The sequence below is a fragment of the Duganella hordei genome, assembly GCF_040369125.1.
Lineage (GTDB): Bacteria > Pseudomonadota > Gammaproteobacteria > Burkholderiales > Burkholderiaceae_D > Rugamonas > Rugamonas hordei.
Genome location: NZ_BPWI01000031.1, coordinates 18,545 through 35,918 on the forward strand (window position 1 = coordinate 18,545; position 17,374 = coordinate 35,918).

A 17,374-nucleotide genomic window follows, 5' to 3' on the forward strand; every position below is an offset into this window, starting at 1 on the left:
GGGAAGAAAGCCGGAAAATTTTGCGTCGCAGGGCTAAAGTTCATCGTCGATGCCCGTTTAAACGACCGCGCAACGGGAATCTTTAGGGTGAAAATAATTATTTTTCGCCCAAAATTTCGGACGAAAAAAAAGCCCGGCGGGCACCGGGCTGGAGCAAACTGCGGGAAACGATGGCCTGTTCGGCAACTATTCGGCCACCACCACCCGGTTCTTGCCGGTTTGCTTGGCCGTGTACATGGCCTTGTCGGCGCGCTTGACCAGGTCGGTCTGCTCCTCGTTCGGGCGGCGCAGCGCGACGCCGGCCGAGAACGTGATCAAGACCTTCTCGTTATCGTGCAGGAAGAAGTGGCGGGTCAGCTCGCGCTGCAGCCGGGTCATCGTGCTCGAGGCCGCTTCGACCGTGGTTTCCGGCATCAGGATCAGGAATTCCTCGCCGCCGAAGCGGGCGATGACGTCCATCGAGCGCAAGGTGTCCTTGACGATCTTGACCAGGTGCTTGAGCGCGGCGTCGCCGGCGATGTGGCCGTAGGTGTCGTTGAGCTTCTTGAAGTCGTCCAGGTCGAGGATGGCGATGCACAGCGGCGTGCCGCGGCGGTCGGAGCGGGCGGTCTCGCGCTCGAACACGTCGTCCAGTCCGCGGCGGTTCAGGCTGCCGGTCAGCTGGTCCTCGCGCACCAGTTCGCTCAAATGCTGCAGCTTGGCCTCCAGCGCGTGGATGCGGTTCTCGGCGTCCTGCACTTCCTGGCGCGCCAGCACCATCTTGTCGCGCGCCTTCAGCGCCTCGCTCTGCACCAGCCGGGTTTCTTTCAATACCTCATCGAGGATGCTGTTCAGTTCGGAGATATTGTCGGCCTTGCTGATCTTTTCCGAATAGCCGCCTATCTTCTCGTGGAAGTCGCCGGTCGACGCCGCCACCTGGCCCAGGCGGTCGATGAAGGTCATCATCATGTTCTTGACGGTGAGCTTGACGTCCGACAGGCTGTGCTTGAGCTGGCCCTGCTTGTAGATCACTTCCTTCAGGCTGCGCGTGGCTTCCTCCAGCGCGCGCACGTCGAGCGGGCCGGCGATCAGGTTCTGCACCGCTTCGATCTGGCCGCGCAGCCAGCTGTCGTCGTCGAGCAGCTCGCTGACGTTTTCCAGCAGCAGCTTGAACAGGCGCAGCAGCAATTCCTGCTGTTCGCCGCTGTCGCCGCCGCGCAGCTCGATCTGGAAGCACAGCTGCTTGAGGCGCAGCGCGATTTCCGCCAGCGCCTCCTCGCTGTGGGCCAGCTTGGTGGCCGCGCCCAGCGATTCGGCCTCGGCCACCAGCGCCGGCGCGCCCGACAGCAGCGAGGCGACGGCAAAGGTCAGGGTGCGGCTCAGCAGGTCGCGCAGCGTGCGGCTCTGCTCGTCCTCGGCATCCATGCCGGCCACCTCGATGCCGACCTTGCGGCTGATGAAGTGTTTTTCCACCAGCTGCGACAAGGCCTTGGCGTAGCCCTCCCAGTCGCGCGACTTGACGGCGCGGTTGAAGCGGCGGCCGAAGTCGGCCAGGTCGCCGGTGTTTTCCGTCAGCCGGGTGGCGAACTGGCTCAGCACCGATTCCGGGCCGGGATCGACGGCCACCGCCGGCGCGGCCGCCGGCGTGGCGGCGACGCCGGCGATTTCGTTGTAGATGTCGCGGTAGGCTTCCGGCGTCGGCGCGACACGGCGCACCGCCAGGCGCTTGAACGCCTCGCGCGCGATCTCGGCCGGATTCTGCTCGGGAGTGTTGGATTTGCTGGACATATTACGCGCGGCCTCTTAAAGGTTTCTCATGTCATACCATGATACGGCCGCGCCGTGCGCGCCATAGCCTGAATAAAGGGCGGGAAGAGGTCTTTCATCAGGGCATTAAATCTGTTCGATCCGGCAACCATGTTGGACACGTCATTCGATCAGCTGGTTCTTGATCGCGTAGTGGGTCAGTTCCGCGCTGTTTTTCAGCTTCATTTTAACCAGTAAACGGGCGCGGTACTCGCTCACCGTCTTCACCGACAGCGACAGTTCCTTGGCGATCATGCCGACCGTCTTGCCGGAGGCGATCATCGTCAAGGTCTGGTATTCGCGGTCGGACAGCGTGTCGTGCGGCGGCGCGTCGTGGTCGTCGCCGACGTGGTTGGCCAGCTCCTGGGCCAGCGCCGCGCTGATGTACTTGAGGCCGCCGGCCACCTGGCGGATCGCCGTCACCAGCTCGCGCGGCGCGCTCTGCTTGGTCAGATAGCCGGCCGCGCCGGCCTTGAGCGAGCGGATCGCGTACTGGTCCTCGCGGTGCATCGACAGCATCAGCACCGCCAGCTCCGGCTTTTCCTTCTTGATCTGCTTGAGCACCTCGATGCCGCTGCGGTCCGGCATCGAAATGTCGAGCAGCATCACCTGGCACTCCGACTTGCGGAACAGCTTGACGGCGTCCAGGCCGTTCTCGGCCTCGCCGGCGACGACGATGTCGCGCGTCTCGGCCAGGATCTGTTTCAAGCCTTCGCGCACGATCGCGTGGTCGTCGGCGATGAAGACCTTGATGATGGCTTTTTCTGTCATGTGAATCTCTACACCCTATCTTTTACATTATTCCACAGCAGAAACGTTTTCTCCAGCTATTGTAGCGCCAGCGGCGGCTGTTTCGACCCTGATTTTGATGGCGACCACGGTGCCGCCGCCGGCCGCGTGGCTCAGCGTCAACGTTCCGCCCAGCGCGCGGGCCCGTTCGGCCATGCCGCGCAGGCCGAACGAGGCCGGCTTGGCGCGGTCGGCCTGGGCGATGCCGCTGCCGTTGTCGGCGATCTTCAGGCTGACGTGGTGGCGCAGCCGCGCCAGCCTGACGCCGACCTCGGTGGCGCCGGCGTGCTTGGCGATGTTGGTCAGCGCCTCCTGCGCGATGCGGAACAGCGCGGTGGACTGGTCGTCGTTGAGGTCGATGTGGCGCTGGTTGGCGTGGAAGCTGCACGCGATGCCGGCCTGCTTGCCGAATTCCCGCACCTGCCATTCCAGCGCCGCCACCAGGCCCAGGTCCAGCAGCGACGGCCGCAGGTCCAGCGAGATGCGGTGCACGGCGTCGATGGTGCGGTCGACCAGCGCATCGACGTAGTCGGTCTTTTCGCGCAGCGCCGGATGGTCGCCGGCCTCGCCGAGGCGGGCCGCCAGCATCGCGACCGCCATCTTGATCGCGGTCAGGTTGCCGCCCAGCTCGTCATGGATTTCGCGCGCGATGCGGGCGCGCTCCTGTTCCTTGACGCGGTCGGTGTGCGCCGACAGCTCGGCCAGCCGCGCGCGCGACTGCCGCACCTCCAGCTGTTCCTGCTTGCTCTCGGTGATGTTGGTCATGATGCCGTCCCAGCGCACCGCGCCGTCGGCCAGCGCGTGCGGCGTGCAGCGCAGGTTGATCCACTTGACGTCCTTCCAGGCGTCGACCCAGATGCGGCCCTCCCAGTTCCAGCTCCACAGCGCGGCGGCCGAGGCCCGCATCGCCTCCAGGTAGGAGGCGCGGTCGTCGGCCAGGATCAGCTCGAGGAAGCGCTCCGGCTGCCGGTGCAGCTCGGCCGTCGTCAGGCCCAGCAGCGCCTGGCAGCCGTCGCTCAGGTAGGGGAAGGAGACGGCGCCGCCGGCGTGCAGCACGAACTGGAACACCAGGCCGGGCGTGTTGGAGACGATGGCGTCGAAGCGCGCGCGCACCTGTTCCAGCTCGGCCGCGAGGGCGGCGCCGGGGGTGTGCGGTTCGGGGGCTGCGCTCATGGTGTGCCTGAACTCCTGCATAAACTCGTGCATCAATCGTCTAAAAAATTATCGGGCCCGCCAGCGCGCGCGGAAGCGCCGCAGCAGGCGGCGGAAGCGGGCGACCCAGCTGCCCGGCGCCGGCACCGCGTGCCGGCGCCAGCGGCGCAGGCGCCCGGCCAGCGCGCCCACCTGGCGCCAGGCCGCGGTGGCGCGCAGCCGTTCTATCCAGCGCTCCTTCAGCGCCAGGAACCAGTGCAGCAGGCGCGCGAACCAGACTATCGTCATCAGCACCGGCCGCGTCAACAGGAAGATGCGCGCCACCGCCGCCGCGCCGGCCACCTTGGCCAGCACGATGACGAGCAGGCCCAGCAGCGCATGGCCCTGGGCCATCGCCCACAAGGCCAGCAGCTTGACCGGAAACAGCAGCGTGGCCGGCAGCACGAACAGCGCCAGCGCGGCGCGCGGTCCCAGCGTGCAGATCCACGCCTCGATGCGGCGCAGCACGGGCCACGACGACAGCCGGTCCAGCAGCCGCATGCCCAGGTCCCACAGCCAGTCTTCCAGCAGCAACAGCAGGGCGGCCACGTAGACCAGCGGTGCAAACAGCGAACGGCAAAAGCGGTGGAAGGGTTTCATCGTCTCGGCGTTGTTCTATGTGCATCATCATACGTCAAAGCGGACCGTGCGCGGCAGCCTGTTGACCGCCGAAGCCGTTACAATAGCCGGCATGAACAAAGCATTTGTCAAAGAATCGGACGGAGACGACGACGAGGCCGCAGCGCTGGCCTTGGCGATCCCGGCCGGGTCGAAGAACTACATCACGCCGGCCGGCTACCAGCGCATCAAGGATGAGCTGTTGCAGCTGATCGACGTCGACCGGCCGGAGGTGGTGCGCATCGTGCACTGGGCGGCGTCCAACGGCGACCGTTCGGAAAACGGCGACTATATCTACGGCAAGCGCCGGCTGCGCGAGATCGACCGCCGCATCCGCTTCCTGACCAAGCGCATGGACACGGCGGCCATCGTCGACCCCAGCGTGCATCATGGCAGCGACCAGGTGTTCTTCGGCGCCACGGTCACGTATTGCAACCAGAACGACGAGACGCGCACCATCACCATCGTCGGCATCGACGAGCTCGACCCGCTGAACGGCAAGATCAGCTGGGTGGCGCCGGTGGCGCGGGCGCTGACCAAGGCGCGCGAGGGCGACGTCATCAGCTTCCAGGCGCCGCACGGCGTGGAGGAGCTGGAAATCCTGGAGGTAAGCTATCCTGAGCCGGCTGCCGATTGAAGCGCGCCGCGCCCTCGGCGCGATGCTGTGCCTGATGCTGGCGCTGCTGGGCTGGCCGGGGCGGGCGCTGGCGCTCGACTCCTATGTGATCGATCATAATTTCAGCCGGCCGGACAGCCGCGATCACTACACCCTGCAGCTGTTGAAGGCGGCGCTGGAGGCGTCGAGCGAGATCTATGGCCCGTATGAGCTGCGCACCTCGCCGCTGGGCATGGAGCGCGACCGGCTGCTGCTGGAAATGAGCAAGGGCAAGCTGGTCAACCTGAGCGCGCAGATCACGTCGCCGGAGTGGGAGCGCAAGCTGATCCCGATCCGCATCCCGATCGACAAGGGCATGTCCGGCTACCGCATCTCGCTGATCGACGGCCGCCGCCAGGCGCAGTTCAGCGCGCTGAGCACGCTGGAGCAGCTCAAGCGGCTGCCGCTGGGCGCGGGGCGGCAATGGAGTTCGACGGCGGTGTTCCTGGGCGCCGGTTTCGATGTGGTGCAAGGCAACTCGACGGCCGGCCTGCACGGCATGCTGGCGGTCAACCGCTTCCAGCATTTCCCGCGCGGGATAGAGGAGGCGTTGTTCGAGCAGGCCGCGTACGCGCCGGCCTTTCCCGAGCTGGCGCTGGAGCGCAGCCTGGCGATTTATTTTCCGCTGCCGCGCTACTTCTTTGTGACGCCGGGCGAGCAGCGGCTGGCGCAGCGGCTCGAGCAGGGCCTGCAGCTGCTGATCGCCGACGGCGGCTTCGACCGGATCTTCCACGACTTCTATGACGACTTGATCGACAAGGTGGGCTTGCGCAAACGCCGGCTGTTCAAGCTGGACAATCCGTTGCTGACGCCGCAAACCCCGCTGTCGAACAAGGCCTACTGGTACGACCCCTTCGAGCACAAATAATCCGGATTCAGCTGCGCTCGCGCAGGATGCGGTTGACGCCGGCCACGCGGCGCACGTTGCGCAGCAGGCCGGCCAGGTGCACGCGGTCCTTCACCTGGATGGTGAAGCGCAGCTGGTGCAGCACGTGTTCCTTGTCCTCGTCCATGCCGACGTAGGTGATGTTGGCGTCCGATTCGCCGATCTCGGCCGCCACGCGCGCCAGGATGCCTTTTTCGTTGTTGATCAGCAGCTTGATGCGGCTGTCGAAACGGCGGTTGAGCTCGGTTCCCCACTTGACCGCGATCCAGCGGTCCGGTTCCTTGATCTTCTGCCGCTTGGCCAGCGTGCAGTCGCTGGTGTGCACCAGCAGGCCCTGGTCGCGGCGCAGCTGGCCGAGGATGGAGTCGCCCGGGATCGGCAGGCAGCACGGCGCCAGCTGCACCGACACGCCCTCGCTGCCGCAGATCGTCACCGGATCGAGCTCGGCCGCGCTGTTGTGGTCGACCGGCGCGCTGGCCGATTCGCCGCCGCGCAGGCCGAAGATGTGGCGCGCCACCAGTGCCGCCATGCGCTTGCCGATGCCGATGTCGGCATACAGCTCGTCGAGCGACTTGGCGCTCGATTCGTTCAGCAGCCGCTCGACCAGGTGCTCTTCCAGTTCCGGGTTGAGGCCCAGCGACGACAGCGCCTGCGACAGCAATTGCTGGCCCAGCGTGATCGATTCCGGCAGGTTGATGGTGCGCAGGTGGTGGCGGATCGCCGAGCGCGCCTTGCCGGTGCGCACGAACGACAGCCACGTCGGACTGGGGCGCGATTTCGAGTCGGTCACGATCTCGACGATGTCGCCGTTGCGCAGCTCGGTGCGCAGCGAGGCCGGCTCGTTGTTGATCGTCACCGACACCGTATGGTCGCCGATGCCGGTGTGGATCGAATAGGCGAAGTCGATCGGCGTGGCGCCGCGCGGCAGCGCGATGATCTTCGACTTGGGCGTGAACACGTACACCGAATCGGGGAACAGGTCGACCTTGACGTGTTCGAGGAATTCGGCCGAGTCGCCGGTCTGCTGCTGGATGTCGAGCAGCGACTGCAGCCAGGCGTGGGTGCGCTGCTGCAGGTCCGACAGGTTCGAGTCGCCGTTCTTGTACAGCCAGTGCGCGGCCACGCCCGATTCGGCGGTGCGGTGCATTTCCTGGGTGCGGATCTGGAACTCGACCGGCGTGCCGTAGGGGCCGATCAGGGTCGTGTGCAGCGACTGGTAGCCGTTCAGCTTGCGGATCGCGATGTAGTCCTTGAACTTGCCCGGCATCGGCTTGTACAGCGAGTGCAGCGTGCCCAGCGCCACGTAGCAGTTGGGGAAGCTGTCGACCACCACGCGGAAGCCGTACACGTCGAGCACCTGCGAGAACGACAGGTGCTTGCTGCGCATCTTCTTGTAGATGCCGTACAGCGTCTTTTCGCGGCCATACACCTCGGCCTCGATATTGGCCATGGCCAGCGTGTTGGTCACCGACTCGAGGATCTTCTTGACCACCTCGCGGCGGTTGCCGCGCGCCGCCTTGACCGCCTTGGCCAGGGTGCGGTAGCGCAGCGGATACAGGTGCGAGAACGACAGGTCCTGCAGCTCGCGGTAGATATTGTTCAGGCCCAGGCGGTGCGCGATCGGCACGTACACTTCCATCGTCTCGCTGGAGATGCGCGCCTTCTTGGCCGGCGCCATCACCTCCATCGTGCGCATATTGTGCAGGCGGTCGGCCAGCTTGATCAGGATCACGCGCACGTCGGACGCCATCGCCAGCAGCATCTTGCGGAAGTTTTCCGCCTGCGCCTCGATCTGGCTCTGGAATTCGATCTTCTCCAGCTTGGACAGGCCGTCGACCAGGTTGGCCACCGGCGCGCCGAAGCGCTCGATCAGCTCTTCCTTCTTGACGTCCTGGTCTTCCATGACGTCGTGCAGCAGCGCGGCCATGATGGCCTGCGCGTCGAGCTTCCAGTCGGCGCAGATCTCGGCCACGGCGATCGGGTGCGAAATATACGGCTCGCCCGATTTGCGCACCTGGCCCAGGTGCATCTCGTCCGAGAAGCGGTAGGCTTCCTTGACCTTTTTCAGGTCGGCCGCGTTCATGTACTCGGCCAGCTTTTCGGTCAGGTGGGTGACCGAGGCCACGCCGGCGGTCAGCGTGGGCGTGGCCAAGGGCGACGAGGAAATCACCGGCGGCGCGGGCGCGGGAGCGGAGGAGGCGATGGTGGTCGACAGCGTGCTGTCACCTGCGTTGGCTCCAGACGTGGCTGCAGCCGGCGCTTTGGCCGGCTGTTTGGCCCTGGCGGGCTTGCCACTCAATGTCGGATCGGCAGGAATCAGATTCATACGTATGCGTTCCGTCTCGCTGAGAATGTCGTACTACTATTAAACCACACCATTCACATTGTTCGGGAACGCCGGGCCCAACTTACATTGGGACCTTTTTCAACATTTCCAGACCGACTTTGCCGGCGGCGATTTCACGCAGCGCGACGACGGTAGGCTTGTCCTTGGCTTCGACCTTCGGGGTGTGGCCCTGCAGCAGTTGGCGGGCGCGGTAGGTCGCCGCCAGCGTCAGCTGGAAACGGTTAGGAATGGTTTTGAGACAATCTTCAATAGTAATGCGGGCCATCTTAACTCCTAAAATCTTGTGTATTTATTCAGCGTGGATACCCAATTGGGCAAATAGCGAGGCGTTGCGCGCCGCTTGTTGCGCAAACCGGCAACGGGCCGCTCTGACAATCGCCGTCAGTTCCGACAGGGCGACTGCAAATTCTTCGTTGATGATAGCATACTCGAACTCGGGGGCGTGGGCGATTTCGCCGCCGGCCGCCAGCAGCCGGCGCGTGATCACATGCGGTTCGTCGGTGGCGCGTTTTTTCAGCCGTTCCTCGAGCGCGGCGATCGACGGCGGCAGGATGAAGATGCCGGCCGCCTGCGGGAACTGCTTCTTGACCTGGCGTGCGCCCTGCCAGTCGATCTCCAGCAGGATGTCGGTGCCGGTCTTCATCTGTTGTTCGACCATGATGCGCGAGGTGCCGTAGTAATTGCCGTGCACCTCGGCCCACTCCAGGAACTCGCCGGCGTCGGCGCGCTTGACGAAGTCCTCGGCCGTCGTGAAGTAGTATTCCTTGCCGTGGGTTTCGCCCGGACGCGGCGCGCGCGTGGTGGTGGAAATCGACAGTTTGATGGTCGGTTCCTGCGCCAGCAGCGCGTTGACCAGCGTGGACTTGCCGGCGCCGGACGGCGCGACCACCATGAACAGGCTGCCCGCAAATGCGTTGGTTGAACTCATGTCTATCTTTCAAAAACGTCAGCAGGCGGGTAGTGCGTCGCCCAAAGACGTATTTTACCAAGAGCAACGACAGCTTTCCACTACAGCAATGAGATCAGATGCTGCGCCGCAGCGGGCGCGCGTTCCTTGGCGCCGTTGATGAAGTAGACGTAGGCGTCGCCGGATTTCGCCTGCTGCTGCCACTGCTTCGCGGTGGCGGCCCACTGCTTCAGCGCCGGCTTGGTGTAGCCGGTCTCCACTTCGCTTTGCGCGTTCATCAGGCGCGCGTACACGAACTCGCCGGTGATCTCGCCCACGTTGGGGTACTTGGGCGAGTCGGTGATGACGGTGGCGATCTTGTGCTTGCGCGCCAGCCGATAGTACTCGTCGCACAGGAAGCTGTCGTGGCGCGCGTCGAGCACGTGGCGCAGCTTGCGCGTGCCCAGTTTGGCGGGCAGCAGCTTGAAGAAGGCGGCGATGTCGTCGGCGTCGAACTGCTTGGTGGCGGCCAGCTGCCACAGGATGGGGCCGAGCTTGGGGCCCAGTTCCGTCAGCCCGCTGTCGATGAAGCGGGCGATCGATTCGCCGGCCTCGCCCAGCACCTTGCGGTTGGTGGCGAAGCGGCTGGCCTTGACGGCGAAGACGAAATCGTCCGGCGTCTGCGCGGCCCAGGAGGCGAAGTGCTCGGGCTTGGCGGTGCGGTAGAAGGTGCCGTTGATCTCGATGCTGGTGACCTGGCGGCTGGCGTATTCCAGCGCCTTCTTCTGCGGCACCCCTTTCGGATAGAAAGTCTCGCGCCACGGCGCAAAGTCCCAGCCGCCTATGCCCACCCGCACTGTGCCCGATGTAGCCATCCAGGATTCCTCCGCTAGTCGATGCGCCGATGATAGCGCAGATGGGGGCTGTTCCGTATGCGTGGTAAAAGCAACTTTGTTACACTTCGCGAGGATATTTGTGGCAATATGGATCACAATTGACGTGAAACAATCTTCACTCATCCACCGCAGATAGCCGGGGTCAGCCATCGTGCAACAGCTGTTGATTTGGACACTGGATGAACGGCGCTACGCCCTGCCGCTGGCAGCGGTGGAGCGGGTCGAGCGCGCGGTGGCGGTGACGCCGTTTCCGGCGGCGCCGGGGATTGTTTGCGGCATCGTCAACGTGCAGGGGCAGGTGGTGGCGGTGATCGACATGCGTCAGCGGCTGGGCTTGCCGGCGCGCGAGATCGCGCTGACCGACCAGATCGTGCTGGCGCATACGGCGCGCCGGCGCATCGCTTTTGTTGCCGACGCGGTCGCCGGTGTCGTCGATTGTGCCGACGACGCCATCGTCGGCGCCGGCCTGATTGTTCCCGTCCCCGCCGCCGATTTCGCGAGCGGCGTGGTAAAGCTGGACGATGGCATGATACTGATCCATGACCTGGACCGGTTCCTGTCGCTGGACGAAGAATTGGCTCTCGAGAAGGCGCTCTCCGATGCTTATTGACCGTCATGCCGAACCCACCGCCGCAGCGGCAGCCGATGCGCTGCTGGCGCGCTTCAGCGGCTATGTCGCCGAGCACCTGGGGCTGCATTTCCCGCGCGGGCTGTGGCCCGAACTGCTGCGCGCGGCCGAGGCGCTGGCGCGCGACAGCGGCATCGCCGGCATCGCCGGCACCTCGCGCGCCGCCGTCTGCATGGAACGCCTGATGGCCGCCGCGCCGACGCGCGCCGGCGTCGAGCAGCTGGCGCGCCACCTGACCATCGGCGAAACCTACTTCTTCCGCGAACCTGAGCTGTTCGACACGCTGGAGCGCGATGTGCTGCCGCCGCTGATCGCGGCCCGCCGCGCCGCCGGCAAGACGCTGCGCGTCTGGAGCGCGGGCTGCTGCACCGGCGAGGAACTGTATTCGCTGGCCATCCTGCTGCACCGCCTGATCCCCGACCTGGCCGACTGGCGCGTCACCTTGCTCGGCACCGACATCAATCCGCAGTTCCTGCGCAAGGCCGAGCAGGGCGTCTACCGCGACTGGTCGTTCCGCAACGTGCCCGATTGGATACGCCGGTGCTATTTCGACGGGGGCACCATCGCGCCGGTGCTGCGCCAGGGCGTGCGCTTCGATTACCTGAACCTGGCGACCGGCGCGTTCCCCGGGCCGGACAGCGGTACGCCGCCGATGGACCTGATCCTGTGCCGCAACGTGCTGATGTATTTCGCGCCGGCCTGTGCCGCGCGCACCGTGCTGCGGCTGCGCGACGCGCTGGCCGGCGACGGCTGGCTGGCGGTCGGCGTCGCCGAGACCGGGCACAGCCTGCTGAAGCCGCTGCAACCGGTGCGCTTTGGCGCCGCCCAGCTGTACCGGCGACCCACGCCGGCAGCGGCGCCGCCACCGCCACCGCTGTCCGCTGCCCCGGCGCCGGCCGCCGTCACCGTCTCACCGCCCCCGCGCGCGCGCATGCCGGACCTGGCCGAACGCGCGCGGCAGTGCGCCGATCGTGGCCTGCTGGCCGCCGCCGGCGACTGCTGCGCCGCCGCGATCGCCCGCGACAAATGCGATCCCGGGCTGCGCTACCTGCAGGCGCTGATCCTGGAGGAGCAGGGGGACGTGGCCGCCGCCATGGGCGCGCTGCGGGACGCGCTGTACCTGGACCAGACCTTCGTGCTGGCGCATTTCACGCTGGGCACGCTGTGCCGGCGCAACGGCGACGAGCGCGAGGCGGCCCGCCATTTCGCCAACGCGCTGGAGCTGCTGCACGGCCGCGCGCCGGACGAGCCGCTGGCGCACGCCGGCGGCCTGCGTGCCGGCGAGCTGGCCGACCTGATGCGCGCCGGCGCGGGGACGCACTGACGATGACGGGCCGGCGCCAGGCACCGGACTGGGACGCGCTGCGGGCGCGGCTGGCGGCGGCCGCCATCGTCGCGACGGAGCAGGACGCGGCGCAGGGGCCGGAGCGGCAGCGCGCGCTGTTGCTGGAGCGGGCCAGGCGGCTGGCGCAGGAACCGCCGGCCGAGGTGGCGCCGGCGGCGATGGCCGAGGTGCTGGAGTTCATGCTGGCCCATGAGCGCTACGCGGTGGAGATGGCGCATGTGCACGAGGTCCATGTGCTGCGCGAATTGACGCCGCTGCCCGGCACGCCGGCGTTCGTGCTGGGGATCGTCAATGTGCGGGGACGGATCCTGTCGCTGGTCGACCTGCGGCGCTTCCTCGGCCTGCCGGAACAGGGATTGACGGATATGAACAAGATCATCGTGCTGCGCGACGGCGCCATGCGCTTCGGCGTGCTGGCGGACCAGATCCTGGGCGTGAACAAGCTGGTGCTGGCCGAGCTGCAGCGGCCGCCGACGGCGGCGGGCGGCATCCGCGCCGAGTTCCTGAAGGGGATCACCGCGCAGCGCCTGATCCTGCTTGACGCCGGCCGCCTGCTGGCCGATCCGGCGATGGTGGTGCAGCAGCATGCGGCCTGACAAAAAGCGTGACCAAGGGAGGGGACGATGGCGCGACTGACAAGACCGGAAAAGCACGGCGCAAGGCGCCTGGGCTGGCGCGCGGGCTGGTTGGGCCTGGTGTGCTGCGCGGCCGCCGCGGACGGCGGCGAGCAGCTGCCGCAACTGTCGCGCATGAGTATCGAGGAGCTGGCGGAGATTCCGATCACCTCGGTGTCCAAGCGGGCCGAGCCGCTGGGCGACGCCGCCGCCGCCGTCTACATCATCACCGCCGAGGACGTGCGGCGCTCCGGCGCCACCAGCGTGCCCGAGGCGCTGCGGCTGGCGCCCAACCTCGAGGTGGCCCGCACCAACGGCAACAACTATGTGGTCACCGCGCGCGGCGGCAGCACCGGCAACGGCAACAAGCTGCTGGTGCTGATCGATGGCCGGGTGGTCTACAACCCGCTGAACGCCGGCGTGTTCTGGGAAGTCCAGGACGTGATGATGGAGGACATCGAGCGCATCGAGGTGATCAGCGGTCCGGGCGGCACGCTGTGGGGCTCGAACGCGGTCAATGGCGTGATCAACATCCTGACCCGCTCCAGCGCCGACACCCAGGGCACGCTGCTGGCGCTGGGCGGCGGCAACCAGGAGCGCGACGTGGCGCTGCGCCAGGGCTGGCGCCTCGGCGGGGACGGCAGCATGCGGTTGTACGCCAAGGGTTTCCGCCGCGACGGCAACCGCACCACGGCCGGCGCCGACGCCAGGGACGGCTGGTCCGGGCGCCAGGCCGGCTTCCGCGCCGACTGGGGCGCGGCGGACGACGGCGTGACGCTGCAGGGCGACCTGTACGACCGGGAGCTGGACCAGATCGCCAGCGGCGAGCGCAGGCGCTCCGGCGGCAACCTGCTGGCGCGCTGGAGCCACACGCTGGCCGACGGCGGCGCGCTGCAGGTGCAAGCCTATTACGATCACGTGTACAACCTGATGCCGGGCGCCGTGCTGTTCGGCGAGTCCAACAACACCTACGACATCGAGGCCCAGCACCGGCTGCCGGTGGCGGCGCGCCACGAGCTGGTGTGGGGCGCCGGCCTGCGGGTCTGGCGCAGCGCGGCGACCAACGGCGCGATCCTGGTGTTCCTGCCGGAAAAGGTTGAGACGCGCCTGTCCAATCTGTTCGTGCAGGACGCCATCACCCTCGACGAGGACTGGAAGCTGACCCTGGGCGCCAAGGTCGAGCACAACGGCTACACCGGCACCGAATACCAGCCCAACGTGCGGCTGGCGTGGAAGCCGACGCCGCGCTCGCTGCTGTGGGCGGCGGTGTCGCGCGCGCTGCGCACGCCGTCGCGGGTGGACCGCGATTTTTATGTGTTCGGCATTCCCGGCGCGGCCTACCGCGGCGGCAGCGATTTCCGCTCCGAGCGGCTGACCGCGCTGGAGCTGGGCTACCGCGCCCAGCCGACCGCCAGCCTGTCGTATTCGGTCAACGCCTTCTACAACAAGTACGACGACCTGCGCAGCATCGAGAACGGCAAGGCGGCGGGCACCCTGACGATCGGCAACCAGGCCGAGGGCAACGTGGCCGGCGTGGAAATCTGGGGCAACTACCAGGTCAACCAGGGCTGGCGGCTGAGCGCCAGCCAGACCCTGCAGCGCGAGCGGATCAGCCTGCAGCCCGGCGCCACCCGGCCGGCGCCCGCCGGCGGCGCGGGCACGCTGTTCGGCAACGATCCGCCGCACCGCTATGTGCTGCGCTCCAGTCTGGACTTGCCGCGGCAGCTGGAGCTGGACCTGTCGCTGACGCGGGTCGCCTCGTTGCCGTTCCCCTACGTGCCGGCCTATACCTCGCTGGACGGGCGCCTGGGCTGGCGCCCCAGCCCGCGGCTGGAGCTGGCGCTGAACGCGCGCAACCTGCTCGACCGCGGCCATGCCGAGTTCGGCAACGTCACCGGCGGCACGCCGCGCGCCGTGTTCGACCGCGCACTCATGCTGCAGCTGATATGGAAATTCTGACCCGCCCCCTGCGCGCGCTGGCGCGCGCTGTGCTGCTTCTGCTGCTGGCGCTGGCCTGGCGGCCGCTGGCCATCGCGGCCGACGCCGACACGCTGGAATTCGCGGTCAAGGGCGCCTACCTGACCAAGTTCGGCCTGTACGTCGAATGGCCGCCGGGCGTGTTCGCGGCGCCGGCCAGCCCGCTGGTGCTGTGCGTGGTGGGCGACGACCCGTTCGGCGCCGCGCTCGACAGCGCGGTCGGCCGCGAACAGGTGGACGGCCATCCGCTGCAGCTGCGGCGCCTGAAGAGCCTGACGCGCGAGGCCGGCTGCCACGTGGCGTATGTCGGCGCGGCCGAGGCGCCGCGCGGCGCCGAGGCGCTGCGCGGCGTGCTGACGGTGGGCGAGGCGCGCAGCGGCGGCGTGATCAGCTTTGTCATCAAGGATAACCGGGTGCGCTTCACCGTCGACGACGAGGCGGCCGCGCGCAACGGCCTGCAGATCAGCTCCAAGCTGCTCAACATGGCGCTCAGCGTCAAACCCCGTCCGGGCAAGGAGGGTCACTAGATGCACTGGTTTACCGATACGCCGATCCGGCGCAAGCTGATGCTGATCACCGTGCTGGCCAGCGCCATCGCGCTGCTGATGGCGGGGGTGGTGATCGTCAGCTACGACATCCTGACCTACCGCGCGCAAAAACTGCAGGAGAGCGCGGTGCAGGCCGAGATCCTGGCCTCCAGCGTGGCGCCGTCGCTGGTGTTCAGCGACCCCAAGTCGGCGCAGGAATACCTCAACGCGCTGCGGGCCAATCCTGAGATCAGCGCCGCCGCGCTGTACACCGCCGACGGCGCCCCGTTCGCCAGCTACGCGCGCACGGACCGGCCGGCGCAGCCGCTGCCGGCGCGCGCCGAGGCGCTGGGCCAGCACTTCGTCGGCGACGACCTGGTGGCGTCGTGGCCCATCCAGGAAAAGAAACGCCAGCTCGGCAGCGTCTACCTGCGCATGGGCACCGAATCGATGGCGTCGCGGCTGACCCGCTACGGCGGCATCATCCTGCTGGTGATGATAGGCTCGCTGCTGATTTCGCTGCCGCTGGCGATGCGGCTGCACGCGGTGATCGTCACGCCGATCCGCGACCTGGCCGAGGCGGCGCGGCTGGTGGCGGCCGGCGAGATCGTGGTGCGGCCGGCCGCGCGGGCGCGCGCCGACGAGATCGGCCAGCTGCAGGACAAGTTCCGCGAGATGGCGCTGTCGCTGCAGGACAAGGTGGCGATCGCGCGGCGCATCGCCGCCGGCGACCTGCATCAGCAGGTGTTGCCGCAGTCCGAGCGCGACGCGCTGGGCCAGGCTTTCGCGGCGATGGTCGACAACCTGCGCGAGAAGGCCGCCGTGGCCGAACGCATCGCCACCGGCGACCTGACCGGCGAGGTGGCGGCGCCGTCCGAGCGCGACGTGCTGGGTAACGCTTTCGCGGCGATGGTGTTCAACCTGCGCGAGATGAACCGCCAGATCGGCGAGGGCGTCGACGTGCTGGCGGCGTCGTCGAGCGCGATCCTGGCCGGCACCACCCAGGTGGCGACCGGCGCCAGCGAGGCGGCCGCCGTGATGAGCGAGACCGCCACCACGCTCGACGAGGTCAAGCAGACCGCGCTGATGGCCAGCCAGAAGGCCAAGAACGTGGCCGAGGCGGCGCAGAAGGCGGCCCAGGTGTCGCAGACCGGCAAGCGCTCGGTGGAGGAATCGATCGACGGCATGCAGCAGATCCGCGCGCAGATGGAGCTGATCGCCGAGAGCATCATGCGGCTGTCCGAGCAGAGCCAGGCGATCGGCGAATTGATCGCCAGCGTCAACGACCTGTCCGAGCAGTCGAACCTGCTGGCCGTGAACGCCTCGATCGAAGCGGCCAAGGCGGGCGAGCACGGCAAGGGCTTCGCGGTGGTGGCGCAGGAGGTCAAGAGCCTGGCCGCGCAGTCGAAGCAGGCCACGGCCCAGGTGCGCACCATCCTCGGCGACATCCAGAAGGCCACCGGCAGCGCGGTGCTGGCCACCGAGCAGGGCGCGCGGGCGGTCGAGCTGGGCGTGCGCCAGTCGCGCGACGCCGGCGAGGCGATCCGCCAGCTGACCGAGAGCATCGGCGACAGCGCGGTGGCGGCCAGCCAGATCGCCGTCTCGGCGCATCAGCAGCTGGCCGGCATGGACCAGCTGGCGCTGGCGATGGAGAACATCCGGGTGTCGACCACGCAGAACATGGCCAGCACCCGCCAGGCCGAGTCGGCCGCGCACGACCTGCACGCGCTGGGGCAGAAGCTGCAGGCCATGGTCGGGCGCTACCGGGTCTAGGAGCGGGGACGGCACATGGCGACCGACGACGAACAGTTCCTGCTGCGGCTGATGGCGACCTTCCGCCTCGAGGCGGACGAGCATCTGGGCGCCATGTCGACGCTGCTGCTGGAACTGGAAAAGCCGCAGGCCGGCGCGCCCGTGGCCGGCCTGCTGGAGACGCTGTTCCGCGAAGCGCACAGCCTGAAGGGGGCGGCGCGCGCGGTCAACCTGGTTGACGTCGAGTCGGTGTGCCAGGCGCTGGAAAGCGTGCTGGCCGCGCTCAAGCGCGGCGAGATCACGCTGTCGCCGCCGCTGTTCGACCTGCTGTACCGCACCGTCGACGCGGTGCGCGCGCTGCTGAACGGCGAAGGCCGCGCCGGCGGCGAGGATGCGGCCGACCTGCTGCATGCCCTGGACCAGGCGCAGCGGGGACTCTACGCGGCCGGTTTGGCGGCCGATTCCGCGCCCGCCGCGC

Annotated in this window: 17 protein-coding genes; 9 read left to right on the forward strand and 8 right to left on the reverse strand. The window is 67.6% G+C overall.

The window, feature by feature from the left end; all coding sequences use genetic code 11:
* Nucleotides 1–186: 186 nt before the first annotated feature.
* The 4 genes from ABWW33_RS31955 to ABWW33_RS31970 form a co-directional block, all read right to left on the reverse strand.
* Nucleotides 187–1,767, reverse strand: coding sequence for a GGDEF domain-containing protein (locus ABWW33_RS31955; protein ID WP_353405437.1), 1,581 nt, complete (start codon nucleotides 1,765–1,767; stop codon nucleotides 187–189).
* Between the two features lie 141 nt (nucleotides 1,768–1,908).
* Nucleotides 1,909–2,556, reverse strand: coding sequence for a response regulator (locus ABWW33_RS31960; protein ID WP_176654210.1), 648 nt, complete (start codon nucleotides 2,554–2,556; stop codon nucleotides 1,909–1,911).
* A 27-nt stretch (nucleotides 2,557–2,583) separates the two neighbouring features.
* A complete protein-coding gene (locus ABWW33_RS31965; protein WP_353405439.1) occupies nucleotides 2,584–3,747 on the reverse strand; it encodes a sensor histidine kinase in 1,164 nt (387 codons plus the stop codon).
* A 48-nt stretch (nucleotides 3,748–3,795) separates the two neighbouring features.
* Nucleotides 3,796–4,365 carry a hypothetical protein gene (locus ABWW33_RS31970; protein WP_176654212.1) on the reverse strand — a complete coding sequence of 190 codons (570 nt, stop codon included), beginning with the start codon at nucleotides 4,363–4,365 and terminating at the stop codon, nucleotides 3,796–3,798.
* Nucleotides 4,366–4,456: 91 nt separating this feature from the next.
* On the opposite strand from ABWW33_RS31970, the gene greB reads away from it, so the two are divergent.
* Together greB and ABWW33_RS31980 are read left to right on the forward strand one after the other, a co-directional pair.
* Nucleotides 4,457–5,020, forward strand: coding sequence for a transcription elongation factor GreB (gene greB / locus ABWW33_RS31975; protein WP_353405441.1), 564 nt, complete (start codon nucleotides 4,457–4,459; stop codon nucleotides 5,018–5,020).
* 22 nt (nucleotides 5,021–5,042) lie between these two features.
* Nucleotides 5,043–5,906, forward strand: a complete 864-nt coding sequence (locus ABWW33_RS31980) for a transporter substrate-binding domain-containing protein (protein ID WP_353405443.1) — start codon at nucleotides 5,043–5,045, stop codon at nucleotides 5,904–5,906.
* 7 nt (nucleotides 5,907–5,913) lie between these two features.
* Here the strand turns inward: ABWW33_RS31980 and ABWW33_RS31985 are convergent, their stop codons facing one another.
* From ABWW33_RS31985 to ABWW33_RS32000, 4 genes are all read right to left on the reverse strand, one after another.
* Nucleotides 5,914–8,250, reverse strand: a complete 2,337-nt coding sequence (locus tag ABWW33_RS31985) for a RelA/SpoT family protein (protein WP_353405444.1) — start codon at nucleotides 8,248–8,250, stop codon at nucleotides 5,914–5,916.
* An 82-nt stretch (nucleotides 8,251–8,332) separates the two neighbouring features.
* Nucleotides 8,333–8,536, reverse strand: a complete 204-nt coding sequence (gene rpoZ / locus ABWW33_RS31990) for a DNA-directed RNA polymerase subunit omega (RefSeq protein WP_008451304.1) — start codon at nucleotides 8,534–8,536, stop codon at nucleotides 8,333–8,335.
* 24 nt (nucleotides 8,537–8,560) lie between these two features.
* On the reverse strand, nucleotides 8,561–9,199 hold the full coding sequence (gene gmk / locus ABWW33_RS31995) for a guanylate kinase (protein ID WP_176654216.1): 639 nt from the start codon (nucleotides 9,197–9,199) through the stop codon (nucleotides 8,561–8,563).
* An 80-nt stretch (nucleotides 9,200–9,279) separates the two neighbouring features.
* On the reverse strand, nucleotides 9,280–10,032 hold the full coding sequence (locus ABWW33_RS32000; protein ID WP_176654217.1) for a DUF72 domain-containing protein: 753 nt from the start codon (nucleotides 10,030–10,032) through the stop codon (nucleotides 9,280–9,282).
* 184 nt (nucleotides 10,033–10,216) lie between these two features.
* Between ABWW33_RS32000 and ABWW33_RS32005 the strand changes: the two genes are divergently transcribed.
* From ABWW33_RS32005 to ABWW33_RS32035, 7 genes are all read left to right on the forward strand, one after another.
* Nucleotides 10,217–10,663 carry a chemotaxis protein CheW gene (locus ABWW33_RS32005; RefSeq protein WP_353405446.1) on the forward strand — a complete coding sequence of 149 codons (447 nt, stop codon included), beginning with the start codon at nucleotides 10,217–10,219 and terminating at the stop codon, nucleotides 10,661–10,663.
* Nucleotides 10,653–12,005, forward strand: coding sequence for a CheR family methyltransferase (locus ABWW33_RS32010; RefSeq protein WP_353405448.1), 1,353 nt, complete (start codon nucleotides 10,653–10,655; stop codon nucleotides 12,003–12,005). Before ABWW33_RS32005 ends, ABWW33_RS32010 begins: the two co-directional genes overlap by 11 nt.
* Nucleotides 12,006–12,007: 2 nt before the next feature.
* Nucleotides 12,008–12,622 (forward strand): chemotaxis protein CheW, encoded by a 615-nt coding sequence (locus ABWW33_RS32015; protein WP_353405450.1) that lies wholly within the window; start codon nucleotides 12,008–12,010, stop codon nucleotides 12,620–12,622.
* Nucleotides 12,623–12,649: 27 nt separating this feature from the next.
* On the forward strand, nucleotides 12,650–14,599 hold the full coding sequence (locus tag ABWW33_RS32020; protein ID WP_353405452.1) for a TOL_0244 family TonB-dependent receptor: 1,950 nt from the start codon (nucleotides 12,650–12,652) through the stop codon (nucleotides 14,597–14,599).
* Nucleotides 14,587–15,144, forward strand: a complete 558-nt coding sequence (locus tag ABWW33_RS32025; protein WP_176654222.1) for a TOL_0243 family YfiR-like periplasmic protein — start codon at nucleotides 14,587–14,589, stop codon at nucleotides 15,142–15,144. The genes ABWW33_RS32020 and ABWW33_RS32025 overlap by 13 nt, the downstream gene beginning before the upstream one ends.
* Entirely contained in the window at nucleotides 15,145–16,917 is a 1,773-nt protein-coding gene (locus ABWW33_RS32030) for a sensor histidine kinase, YfiR-like protein-associated (protein WP_176654223.1), read from the forward strand.
* Nucleotides 16,918–16,932: 15 nt separating this feature from the next.
* On the forward strand, nucleotides 16,933–17,374 hold a 442-nt coding region (locus ABWW33_RS32035), incomplete at its 3' end, for an Hpt domain-containing protein (protein ID WP_353405455.1).